This is a genomic window from Streptomyces sp. UH6 (genome assembly GCF_013421635.1).
Taxonomy (GTDB): domain Bacteria; phylum Actinomycetota; class Actinomycetes; order Streptomycetales; family Streptomycetaceae; genus Streptomyces; species Streptomyces abyssomicinicus.
The window spans coordinates 1-11,692 of the sequence record NZ_JACADT010000079.1 but is presented as its reverse complement, the minus strand read 5'-3'; the positions used below and the strand labels follow the sequence as shown (position 1 = coordinate 11,692).

General features: G+C 70.9%; 8 protein-coding genes, 1 tRNA gene, 1 other RNA gene and 1 pseudogene. 5 read left to right on the top strand and 6 right to left on the bottom strand.

What is annotated here, in order from left to right; genetic code table 11:
* Positions 1-37: 37 nt before the first annotated feature.
* The 3 genes from HW445_RS07580 to HW445_RS07570 all read right to left on the bottom strand — a co-directional run bounded on the left by HW445_RS07580 (position 38) and on the right by HW445_RS07570 (position 4,556).
* A complete protein-coding gene (locus tag HW445_RS07580) occupies positions 38-1,483 on the bottom strand; it encodes an FG-GAP and VCBS repeat-containing protein (protein WP_180220251.1) in 1,446 nt (481 codons plus the stop codon).
* Between the two features lie 337 nt (positions 1,484-1,820).
* Positions 1,821-2,690: an AraC family transcriptional regulator gene (locus HW445_RS07575; RefSeq protein WP_180220250.1), complete on the bottom strand. Its 870-nt coding sequence runs from the start codon at positions 2,688-2,690 to the stop codon at positions 1,821-1,823.
* A 1,122-nt stretch (positions 2,691-3,812) separates the two neighbouring features.
* Positions 3,813-4,556, bottom strand: coding sequence for a hypothetical protein (locus HW445_RS07570; protein WP_180220249.1), 744 nt, complete (start codon positions 4,554-4,556; stop codon positions 3,813-3,815).
* A 670-nt stretch (positions 4,557-5,226) separates the two neighbouring features.
* Between HW445_RS07570 and HW445_RS07565 the strand changes: the two genes are divergently transcribed.
* The 3 genes from HW445_RS07565 to HW445_RS07555 all read left to right on the top strand — a co-directional run bounded on the left by HW445_RS07565 (position 5,227) and on the right by HW445_RS07555 (position 6,296).
* The gene (locus HW445_RS07565) at positions 5,227-5,421 is read left to right on the top strand and encodes a hypothetical protein (protein ID WP_180220248.1); all 195 of its coding nucleotides are present in this window, start codon (positions 5,227-5,229) and stop codon (positions 5,419-5,421) included.
* 195 nt (positions 5,422-5,616) lie between these two features.
* Positions 5,617-5,901, top strand: a complete 285-nt coding sequence (locus HW445_RS07560) for a hypothetical protein (RefSeq protein ID WP_180220247.1) — start codon at positions 5,617-5,619, stop codon at positions 5,899-5,901.
* Positions 5,883-6,296 (top strand): DNA-binding protein, encoded by a 414-nt coding sequence (locus tag HW445_RS07555; protein ID WP_180220246.1) that lies wholly within the window; start codon positions 5,883-5,885, stop codon positions 6,294-6,296. The genes HW445_RS07560 and HW445_RS07555 overlap by 19 nt, the downstream gene beginning before the upstream one ends.
* 216 nt (positions 6,297-6,512) lie before the next feature.
* On the opposite strand, the pseudogene HW445_RS07550 reads toward HW445_RS07555, so the two are convergent.
* From HW445_RS07550 to HW445_RS07540, 3 genes and pseudogenes are all read right to left on the bottom strand, one after another.
* Positions 6,513-7,404, bottom strand: a pseudogene (locus HW445_RS07550) (phosphorothioated DNA-binding restriction endonuclease).
* Between the two features lie 72 nt (positions 7,405-7,476).
* Positions 7,477-9,918, bottom strand: coding sequence for a helicase-associated domain-containing protein (locus HW445_RS07545; RefSeq protein WP_374939617.1), 2,442 nt, complete (start codon positions 9,916-9,918; stop codon positions 7,477-7,479).
* Between the two features lie 267 nt (positions 9,919-10,185).
* A tRNA-Ser gene (locus tag HW445_RS07540) sits at positions 10,186-10,270 on the bottom strand.
* 71 nt (positions 10,271-10,341) lie between these two features.
* On the opposite strand from HW445_RS07540, the gene ffs reads away from it, so the two are divergent.
* Positions 10,342-10,440: signal recognition particle sRNA small type (gene ffs / locus HW445_RS07535), an RNA gene on the top strand.
* A gap of 79 nt (positions 10,441-10,519) precedes the next feature.
* On the top strand, positions 10,520-11,692 hold a 1,173-nt coding region (locus tag HW445_RS07530; RefSeq protein ID WP_180220245.1), incomplete at its 3' end, for a DNA polymerase III subunit gamma and tau.

Here is an 11,692-nt window from a genome sequence, read left to right as displayed (position 1 = left end):
CCCGGGACGACCCGGCGCCGCAGCCGCGCCGCGCTCCTCAGACGGAGAAACGGGTGCCGAGGTCGTCGAAGGACAGGCCGAGGGAGCCCACCGTGAACGACTTCGAACCGGTGCCGGTGATGCCGGTGGCGGAGCCCTTCAGCAGGTGTGCCATGCCGAGGGTCTCGCCCGCCCAGTCGTCCGTGCCCACCATCAGGTCGGCGCGGCCGTCGCGGGTGTAGTCGGTGAGCTTGAGGTCGGCGCCGAAGTTGTCGTCGGTCTCGATCGAGCCCGCCACGCCGGAGGTGCTCTGGTCGTACGCCTTCGCCCCGGTGCCGGAGAGGCCGCCGGCCCGGCCGAGCAGCACGGTGACCGCGCCGCCGTCCCGCTTGTCCGCCAGGTCCTCCCCGGGGGTTCCGACGGCGAGGTCGGCGTATCCGTCGCCGTTGACGTCCCCGGCCGCCACCGCGTAGCCGAACAGGTCGTCGCTCTCCCTGGCGCCGGGCAGGCCCGCCGTGTCCTGGGTGAACTTCACCGGCTTGCGCGCGGTGTCCGGGCCGCTCGGGCCGCCGTACTGCACGGCCACGTAACCGGCGTTGTCGTCGTTCGTCTCACCGCCCCGGCCGACGGCCAGGTCGCCGAAGCCGTCCTTGTCGAAGTCGCCGATCGCGGCGCTGATGGGGCCGGGACCGTGCTCCGGAGTGGCGTCGGGGACCGTGACCGTGGCCGCGCGGGTGGCGAAGCCGCTGCCGCCGCGGTGGTAGAAGGCCCGCAGGTTGACGTCGGAGGCCGTGAGGTCCATGCCCACGACGTACAGGTCGGTGGCGCCGGTGGAGTCCACCGCGCCGGCCGCCAGCCGCCAGGCGTGCAGGTAGCCGTAGCTCCCGCCCAGCGACTGGAAGCCGCCGTGCCCGCCGGCCCGGGTGAAGGGACCCTTGAGCAGGACGACGCCCGCCGTGCTGTTGCTGACCGCGGCCAGGTCGGCGTCCCCGTCGCCGTCGAAGTCGCCCGTCACCACCTGCTCGCCGAAGGAGTCACCGGAGTTCGGGTACTCCGGGGCGATCGGCGAGTGGAAGACGGTGCCGGAGCCGAGGCCGCCGGAGCCGCCCCAGACGACGGTGAGGCCGCCGGCCAGCTCCACGTCGCCGACCTTCTCGCCCGGCGACGCGACCACCAGGTCCGCGTAGCCGTCCCGGTCGAGGTCGGCGGTGGTGACGCTGTCGCCCCAGCCGTCCCCCGCCTCCACGGCGCCGGGGATGCCGGCCGACGCCTGGTGGATCGTCTGGACCCGGGTGCCCGGGCCCGTCGAGGTGCCGTAGACGACCGTGACCCGGCTGTCCTGGCCGTAGGAGCCGCCTGCCAGGACGAGGTCACGGTAACCGTCGCCGTTGAAGTCGTCGGCCAGCTTGGCGGGTGCCGCCGCGACCGGGGCGGAGACGAGCAGCGGGCCGGTGAGTGCCGCGGCGACGACCGTCACGGCGACGGCGGTGCGGGTGGGGCGCAAGGGGGCTCCTATGTCCGTGGGGGCGCGTGGTGCGTACCGCCCTTATGACATGCGCCCCCACCCGATGGTTGTAGAGGATGCCCAGCTCACCGGGCATGCGGCCCCCGGGCCCTCGTGCCCCCGGGCCCTCGTGCACCCGGGCCCCGGCCCTCCGGCCTCCGGCCCCGCCCCCAGGCAGTCGGCCTCCCCCGGGCACCCTGTCCCCCGGGCACCCTGTCCCCCGGGCAACCCCGGTCCCCCGGGCAACCCCGGCTCACCGGGCAACCCCGGCTCACCGGGCAACCCGGCTCCCCGGGGTCCGGCCTCCCGGGCACCCGGTCCCCGTGCCGCCGGTCCGTCAGGCGGGCTCGACCGGCATCCACAGCTCGCACGTGGCGGTGGAGAAGTCGTCCGCCCGCTCCAGGACGGCGACGATCGAGGGCCCCGGCCGCAGCCGCCAGGGGTTGGACGGGAACCAGTCGGTCGCGGTGGCCGCCCAGGTCTCCTGAAGGGCCTGCGGATACGGCCCGGAGCTGCGGAAGACCACCCACCGGCCGCTCGGCACGTCGATGACGTCGAGGTCGTCCGGGACGTCCGTGCCCTCCGGCACGGCGACCCCGTGCAGGTAGGTCAGTTCGCTGCCTTCCGCGGCGTCGGGCGAGACGTCGTCGGTGACCTGCAGCAGGCCCTCCGGCTCGGTGGCGGAGAGGGCCTTCAGGCGGCCGTGCTCCTCCATCGGCAGCGAGGCGATGTGGCGCTGGATGTGCGGGTTGACGCCCTGGTGGATGAGCGGGACCCGGGCGGCGTGGCCGGCCAGCCGGAACGCGGGGCGGTCGGTGAGGCGGGTGTCCATGGGGGTGCTCCCTTCGACGGTCAGGCGGAACCTGAGCTGTGGTTGTGTGCGAAGGGGGCCTCCGTCGCGGCGTACCTCACCGGGGGCCGCGCCGTGCACCGCCCGGAACGCCCGGCCGAACGCCTCGGCCGAGCCGTAGCCGTGCCGGACGGCGATGCCCAGCAGGTCCTGCTCGCCCCGGACGACGTCGGCCGCGGCGACCGTCATGCGGCGCCGCCGCACGTACTCCGACAGCGGCATTCCGGCGAGCGACGAGAACATCCGCCGCAGGTGGTACCCGGTGGTGCCGAGCTCCCGGGCCAGCGCGTCGACGTCGAGTTCGTCCGCGAGGTGCTCCTCGACCAGGTCGACCAGCTTGTTGAGTGCCGAGATCACGAGGCCTCCTTCCGCCTACGACCCTCGCAGGGGCCGCGCCTCCCGCACCCGATCGCTGCGGTCCGATCCGATCATCCGCCCCTCCCCGCGCCCGCCGCCTCCGCCCACCGGCCGTGCGGCCCTTCCCCCGTCTCAGGCCGGACAGGGAACGGCGTCGCGCGCCGACCGCAGCGCGTGCGACCGCCACCGGAACTGGTCGAGCGACCTTCTTCGCCGACTGGGACGGCGTCGCCGACGAGCAGGCCTTCGCCCTGTGGTCCGGGCCGTCCGTCGAGAGCGCCGAGTGATTCGGCGCGGAACTCGCTCCCCTCGCCGGGGCGGAGTTCACCGGGCCCTGAACCGTCACCTGGTCCCTACATGCGGCGTCCTGCGTCTCCACCACCCGTCGGGTCAGGAGCTGCGGTTCACCTGCGAGACACTCGAACTGTCCGCGGAATCCCAGCAGTTGCTCGTCCGCCTGCCTGCGGACGGGGCCACCTCCACCGGCGTCGCCCGGCTGCTGCACGAGAGCCCGCGCCGGCTCAGGGCCCAGCGGCAAGCATTGCTCGGTCGCCCTGTACGGCCAGGGAGAGCGCTTCGGAGTCCAGGACGAAGACACGGGCCGGCTTCTGTCGCGCTGCCGTGTTCCGTTTGCTCACGCGGCCTCTCCGGCCTGATGACCGCCGGTGCCACGACGCCGGAGGTGCTCGGCGTCGAGCTCGTCCAGCTCCGCGAAGACGGCGGCGCGCTCGTCGCCGGTGACGGAGCCGTGTTCCTCCTGCAGCCAATCGGCAGATCGAGCGGGCCATCTGGGGAGTTCCCGAAAACCTCGCTGTGGACAAAGACCAGGACAACGAGGCGTGAGAACAACGTCGAAGGGCCCCGCTGCAAGCAGCGGGGCCCTTCGACATCGTGCCCGGTGAGGCACTGGCGGAGGATACGAGATTCGAACTCGTGAGGGGTTGCCCCCAACACGCTTTCCAAATGTTCGTCCGGGGGTTCGGGGGGCACCGGGGCCGTCCTGACCTGCGGCAGTGCCCTCACGATGGCCTCGCTCGGACGGGCGTGGACGGGACTGAATGAGACCAGAACTGAGACCAGGGGCACGGTCGGCCAGAGTGGAACCGGCCGACCGTGAAGACGCTACTCGCACTCCTTGATCACTTCGATCAGGGCCAACTCTCCTACATGCGCATGACGGAGGGACTCGGCCAGGTGCGTGGTGAGCCACGCGGCGGCTTCGAGGGACCACTCGGTCAGGCGCATACGGCAGGACATGGTGGGTGTGAGTCCATACCCAAGGGCGCGCGACCGGGCCGTCGGCGTGAGGCTGGCACCGGCCGCGTGGGGCACCACCCCAAGCAGGGCTTGCGACCCGCTCGGTGCCCATTGCCTGATGGCCGAGAGTGCGTCGATGTCTGCGTCGGGGTTCGGAAGAGCGAGGGTCACGATGACGTCGGTCTCCGCGCCCGGATCGGCGAGAGCCAGGACATCGGCGTGCAGAAGCGTGCCGTAGCTGGGGCCGGCGGGAGGCGGTGCATCGCATGCGAGCGGGACGAGAACGTGGAGCCCTGTCGCGACGGTGGTCCCGAGCCTGCCGAGAGCGCGCAGCAGGATGTCGGCCATGGGCACGATGGGCAGCGACTGGCCGGGCAACGAGAGGACCGCTGCCTGGAGCCAGGCCAGTTCGCCTGTGCCTGCCGAAGTGGCGGGGACTGCGCCACCGGCCTCGTGCTGTGCCCAGCGCTGCCCTTCAGGGGGCGGCTGGTCGGAGCTCAGGGGAAAAGACCAGCCGTAGGCCGCGGCTTGCTTGAATGCCAGCGAATACAGGTCCTCGGTCGGCTCCGGCAGCCAAGGGTGCGGCACATGCCGTCCGTACAGGGCCACGAGCAACTCTTCGGGCGGAACATCTGCCGTGGCACCGCCAGGGCCGATCCAGCCCTCAGATCCCCGCGCCACAAGGAAGGTTCTGTGTCGCAGTGGTCAGTTTCCGTGGCGAATCGGCTCCGCCGAGAACGTCCACGTCGATCACGCTGCGCCATGCCGTGCGGGCTCCCCGGCATGCCCTCCTGGCCGTTGCGCGCTTGCCGCTCCCGCCGCCTGAGAGCACCTTCTTGCTGCCCTTTGCTACTTGCTTCCACTGGCCATGTGAGTTTTGGGCCTGCAGCCAGATTGTCACGACGGCCCTCACGCCGGGTTTGGCAGCATGTCCGGACCGCCCCACCCACCACCCATGCGCTGAGGCTTCAGGCAGACCCGACGAGCGCGACACATGGACATGATCCGCCATGGTGGTGAACACGCCGACGTCACTCGCACCTGGTGGGCCCGAGGGCGTCGGGGTCGCTGCCACAGTGGCGGCCATTGCGGCCAGGGTCAGGGCAACTGCTACGGCACGACCGTGCATGAGCACTCCGAACTCACGGCGGGACGACCATCGCATGGTGTCGAGTCACTCGGCCCACCTCAAGGCCAGTCGTGCGTTTCCACCCGGCTGGCGGATCATCCCCGGCGAAACGGCCTCCCCACTCGTCCTGGCCGTCCTGAAGGAGCAGACGTGACGCAGAGAACCGCCGATGACCGACCTGGCATCGCTCGGCGGACCGAGGCCCGCAGCCGGTTGGACGAGAAGGTGACCGTGATCGTGGTGCTGGCGTTCGGAGTGCTGGTTGCTCCGACGAGCTTCGGACAGGGCGTGCTGGACATCGTGAGTCAACTGACGCAGAGCGTTACGCAGTCGAGCAGCCCGTGACTCCGGCCCTGACCTGCGTGGTTCTCGCGGGCCTCGACGGCCGGGCGGACGCATGGTCACGCGACGCGTGCGCGTCCACCGAGCTGTAGCTCTGACGGAGCCTTCCGGATCTCCGGGGTCTCCCTGAAACCTGCCCGGACGGGTAGGAGCCGACCGCGCGGCCAGAATTCCTACTCATTTGATAATGTCGACCTTATGAGTGAGATTCCCTACAACGTCGGCGAAGGGCCGGCCACCAGGGTCAGCCTCTCCCTCCCCGAAGGGACGGCGGAGGCGATCCGTCGACGAGTCGGCAAGCGTGAGTTCTCCGCGTTCATCACCGAAGCGGTGGAGCGAGAGCTGCGCGGCCAGATTCTGGATGAGTACCTTGCCGACTACGAGCGCCGCCAAGGGGTGATCTCCGAGCACGAACAGGAGCGGGCACGGGGGGTCTTCGACGAAGTGTTCGCCGAGGAGGGGCAGTGGCCCGCCGCAAGCTGAGCCATGAAGGCACCCTCGTTCTCGACTGTGAGGGCCTTTCCAAGTTCGTCGGTGATCATGAGCCCGTTGTCGCCCTGGTCGCGGAAGCTCGCAAGCGGGGCATGGAGGTGGTCATCAGCGCGCTCACCATCATCGAAGCAGTGCACCGCCGGACGGAGAAGGCGCGGCTTGCCTGGGTCCTGTCCGGCGTGCGGATCGTGCCCGTCGGTGACGAGGAGGCCAAGGCGGCCTCCGCCATGCTGATCAACGCTGGCCTTCATGGCCACAAGTACGCCATCGATGCCGCCGTGGCCGAGATGGCGCTGCGACAACGACGCCCCGTCGTCATGCTCACCTCGGACATGGACGACATGGCGAAGCTCTGCGGAGACCGCGTGCGTCTCGTTGCCGTGTAGTCGACGCCGTCTGCACGTCCGGATGCGTGAGGCCGGCTACCGGACCGGGTCGAACGTAGCGCGGCAGGACGACTCCTTGTTCGGTGCGGTGAGGCGCAACAGGCGCGTGTGCAGCTTTCGAGGCGAATTCCGCGACCCATGCATCGCCGTACAAGAGACCACACTCTTGGTGTCGCGCTCCGTGCCAGTGCGTTCATGTGACCACCGATTCGGCGATCAGATGGTCACGGCGGGGCGTGGGCTGCCCTGGAAGACCTGGCTCGTGTGCCAGGAGCGGTAGGCCGCGGCGATGGGGCGGACGCCCGGCTGGGGCCCTATGACCGGACGGCCGGCGAGCGTGATGACGTGCTCGCGGGCGGCGGTACTGCGGCCGACGAAGCTCTGCGAGACCAGGATGCGATGGCCGTCGCCGATGCCGAGAACACCCTTGTCGAGAAGCTTGTGGTGCAGCGAGCACAGGCACAGCCCGTTGTCGATTCGTCCGGTCCGTCGAACGCCCACCAGCGCATGTGGGCGGCCTCCAGCCCGACCGGCACCGTGCCGATCCTGCCGTCGTACCCGCAGAAGGCGCACTGGTACTCGTACGCCGTCAGGACGATCTCCCGCATCCGCCGGTCCCGCTGCCTGCGCGCGGCCGAGAGCCGTCCGGTCTCGGCATCCTCCAGCTCCAGGCCGACGGCTTCGCACAGCTCGCCGTGGAGGGAGGGCGGGAAGTGCAGATCGAGCAGCACCCGCGTCATCCGGCCGAGCAGGGACGGCTCCCGCCGCAGCGCTGCCCGCAGCTGAGGCGTCAGCCGTCCCGCGGCCCCGGTCGCCCGCAGCTCCCTGACCCCGGTCCCGGGGCTGCCCGTCCCACGCTCGGTGCGCACCTCCCACACCCCGTCATCACCAGGTGATGGAAGGGATAAGCGGGCGTCGTCCGGTTGCCGGGCCCGTACTCGGCGAGCAGCCGCCGCAGGTCCTGCTCCACCGCGCTGTACCGCAGCTCGCCGTCGGCGTCCCGCTGGAACCGGCTGAGCGCGTACAGGAACAGCAACGGCTTGTGCGAGGCCCGCACCCCATTCCTCGTCCACTGCCTCAGTTGTGCGGTGCGCTCGACCCGGTCCATGACGGGCGATCGTAGTGGCGGCCGGTCGCACACTGATCCGTGCACGGGTGGGCCAATGGGACGTGTGGAGGGCTACGCGGGCATGACGGCGAGGACGCGGGAGAGGGTGAAGACCCGTTCGTCCTCGCGCAGATGGCACCAGGCGTGCAGATAGGGCGGGTCGAGATCGAGCTCGCTGAGCGTACGTACGGTCCGGTTGCCCGAGGCGGCGACGTACTCGACCGTGACGGCCGTGGCGGCGTCGACGGCGTGGGCGAGCTGGCGGACATCGCTGTACGTCAGGTTCTCCGCGTACCCGGCGACGATCTCCTCGGTGTCCGTGCCGTAGGGGACCCCGGTGCCGAACGGGTCGGGATCCGGAAGTGACGGCGGGGCGTCCCGCAGCCTGGCGGCCAGGGCGCTCAGGCCGACGTCCACCGGGGTCTCCATCGGCGCAGACCGCGAACGTTGGCCGGGGAGTGGGGTCGGAGCCGGGGCGGAGGCACGTCGGCGCTGGGCCTTCTCGACGCGTACGGTTCCGTCGGCTTTCTCGGCGAGGGGGGCGTAGCCGGCGGCCCGGAGCGCGGCGAGGGTCTTGTCGAGCGGAGTCCGGCAGACCAGCACGGTCGGTGCCAGCTGCCGCAGACCGAGTCCGGTGAGCTTGCGGTGGGCGGCGAGTTCGGCGAGGAGGGCGGGTTCCTCGCCGTGGATCACGCAGGCCGCGGGGGCGATGCGCACATGGCCGTGAGCGCGCGCGGTGTCGTGGATCAGATACGACAGCGGCTGGGGGAGGGCGCCGACGGCGACGTCGGCCAGGTCGGCGGTGATGGCGTCCGGTGTACGGCCGGTGTCCAGGGCGCTGCGGATGGTGCCCGGGCTGAACCGCCACACGGATGCCGTGCCGACGGATTCCCGGTCTGCGACGGCGTTCAGCAGGGCAGCCAGGCGGGCTGACGGTGTGCCCGTGACGACGGCGGTGAGGTCCGCGCCGAAGCGGGCCGTGCTGGTGGCTGTCGGCAGCAGCCGCCGACTGGCCGCGGCCAGTGCTTCGCCGTCATCGGCCTGGAGGGCGGCACCGATGCGGGACAGGGAGCCGCGGGCAATCACACCGAGCAGTTCTGCTTCGCGGACCACGGAGGCGAAGGGCGTCGCGTCCTGCGGGAGTTTGTGGGTGAACGGACGGTGCCAGGCGATGAGCGGCCCCAGTTCCACAGGGCTCCGCACCCCCTGGTCCGCCGGGAGCGCCGCCGCCGCGGCGAGTAGCCCGTCCCGGGCCCGCGCACAGCCGCCACAGGGTGGTGCTCCGGCGAGTGCGGGCAGCGCCTTGCCGTCTCCGTCGCGGGCCTGGGTCGGGGTCGCCGGCAGCGTACGCCACGCCTGGAGAAGGGTGGTGAGCTGCTCCGCCGGTTCCCGCTCCGCCCAGGCGTCGTAGCCTTCCGTCGCCGCGACCCCGTCACCGTCCCGGGCCAGCAGCCCGGCGTCGTACGCCGTCTCCAGGACGAGGCGTACGACGATCTCATCGCACTGTGTGGCCTTGCTGATCCGGGACAGCTCACGCGCCCCGACACCGCCGGACTTCAGACGGGCCGGGGGAGACGCGGCGCACGCCGCCAGGACCGAGGCGGCGTGGGTGGCGAACGCCGTGGCGGCTGCCGCCGCCTCCCGATCCACCTCCGCCTCGGTGACGGACACCGTCTGCACGGTGGGCGGGCACGGCTCGAACGGGGCGTGCCAGTCGGCCCCTCGCAGTGCGAGCGTCACCTCGGCCGGCATGCGTGTGGGTCGGTACCCGGAGTACCGGTCCTGGACCAGGAGACCTCGCTCCAGAGCCCATCGTGCACCCGGTTCGGAGTCGGCCCGTGGGGCCCCGAGTATGAGGAACTCTGTCTGTTCCTGGTTCTGTTCACGCTGGTGACGGGCTCGCCGCTCCAGCAGTTTCCGGGTGGCCGCAGGCGCTGAAGCGACCAAGGCGGCCACCCGCTCCGCATCGCTGTGGTGTTCCAGCAGCGTGGCCAGCCGATCTTTCTTGGTGGTGCCGGGAGCTGGGATGCCCAGGGCCACCAGCATGCGTCTCAGTTCCTCGGAGGTCGTGTCCGCCAGTAGCCGGGCGAGCGGCGCGTCCAGCCCCAACGGCGCATCCCACGCTTGCCGCAACGGCGCCGCCATGTGGAGCATCCCTTGGCCGTCCGGCCAGACGAGCGCGTGATCGGCCAGTGTCTCCAGGGTCGTGTCCAGCCCGCGATCGGTCTCCGGTTCGGTCACGTCCAGCAGGTCGGCCAGAACGGCGCGTGGAACGGGTCCCCGTGCCGCCAGCGCTTCAGCCACCTGCAACTGTGGCAGCGCGAGCTCCGCCAGCACCGGTGCCACCGACGCCGGGCGCTGAAGGCGGTCCGCGAGTTCGCCGAACGATCGTGGCTCCGGTGGGGACACGGCATCCGGGCGAGTCGCCAGGACTCGCTCAAGTCGACCGACTTCCAGACCACTCAGCCACGAGGTCAGAATTGATCCGCTGGGCTTACCGATGGGGCACCGCACCAAGGCGACGCCGTTGTTCTTCGACCGCAACCGGTCCTGCACACGCTCCAGAATGGCGCACGGCGAGGGACACCCGCGTCCTGCGGCGGCAGGAAGCCGCTTGTGAGTGAAGGCGTTGCCCCGTCGGTCGACCCGTCAGCGGCAGAGCGAGGCGGGGAAAAATGCCTTATGTCGGAATTAAATGAGACCAGAACTGAGACCAGAGCATGCCGAGAACCCCGGCCGCTGAGCGGTCCGGGGTTCTCGTTTCGCCTGGTCAGGCGGCTGCGGAGGATACGAGATTCGAACTCGTGAGGGGTTGCCCCCAACACGCTTTCCAAGCGTGCGCCCTAGGCCTCTAGGCGAATCCTCCGGGAAGAACATTACATGACTCCGAAGGGTGCTCGCGAACTCGTTCTCCCCGGTCGGATCGGGTACTCTGTGCGGAGCCCCTCACGTGGCGCTATCTGACTGAAACCCCCCAGGGCCGGAAGGCAGCAAGGGTAGGTCGGCTCTGGCGGGTGCGTGGGGGGCGCTTGCGTTCCCGGGTCTCCCGGCGGGTCGCTGTGGGGCTGTCCACAGGCTCTCCGGTATGTCGGCGCTCGCCTATAACCTCGTATGCGTGTCGTCTCTCGCGCTGTACCGCCGCTACCGCCCCGAGTCCTTCGCCGAGGTCATCGGGCAGGAGCATGTCACCGACCCGCTGCAGCAGGCGCTGCGGAACAACCGGGTCAATCACGCGTACCTGTTCAGCGGTCCGCGCGGCTGCGGCAAGACGACCAGCGCCCGCATCCTGGCCCGCTGCCTGAACTGCGAGCAGGGCCCGACGCCGACCCCGTGCGGCGAGTGCCAGTCCTGCCGTGACCTGGCGCGCAACGGCCCGGGCTCCATCGACGTCATCGAGATCGACGCCGCCTCGCACGGTGGTGTGGACGACGCCCGTGAGCTGCGGGAGAAGGCGTTCTTCGGCCCGGCGTCGAGCCGCTACAAGATCTACATCATCGACGAGGCGCACATGGTCACCCCGCAGGGCTTCAACGCCCTGCTGAAGGTGGTCGAGGAGCCTCCGGAGCACCTCAAGTTCATCTTCGCGACCACGGAGCCGGAGAAGGTCATCGGCACCATCCGCTCCCGGACGCACCACTATCCCTTCCGGCTGGTCCCGCCCGGCACGCTGCGGGAGTACCTCGGCGACGTCTGTGGCCGGGAGCGGATCCCGGTGGAGGAGGGCGTGCTGCCGCTGGTGGTGCGCGCGGGCGCCGGTTCGGTGCGTGACTCGATGTCGGTGATGGACCAGCTCCTCGCCGGCGCCGGCGAGGAGGGCGTGACGTACGCCATGGCCACCTCGCTGCTCGGCTACACCGACGGTTCGCTGCTGGACTCCGTGGTCGAGGCCTTCGCCACCGGGGACGGCGCGGCGGCCTTCGAGGTGGTCGACCAGGTCATCGAGGGCGGCAACGACCCGCGGCGCTTCGTCGCGGACCTGCTGGAGCGGCTGCGCGACCTGGTGATCCTGGCCGCGGTGCCGGACGCTGCGGACAAGGGACTGATCGACGCCCCCGCCGACGTGCTGGAACGGATGGGCGCCCAGGCCTCGGTGTTCGGCCCGGCCGAGCTGAGCCGGGCGGCCGACATCGTCAACGAGGGCCTCACCGAGATGCGGGGCACGGCCTCGCCCCGGCTGCAGCTCGAGCTGATCTGCGCCCGGGTGCTGCTGCCGGCCGCGTACGGGGACGAGCGGTCGCTGATGGCGCGGCTGGACCGGATCGAGCGCGGGGGCGGCTTCGCCGCCGGC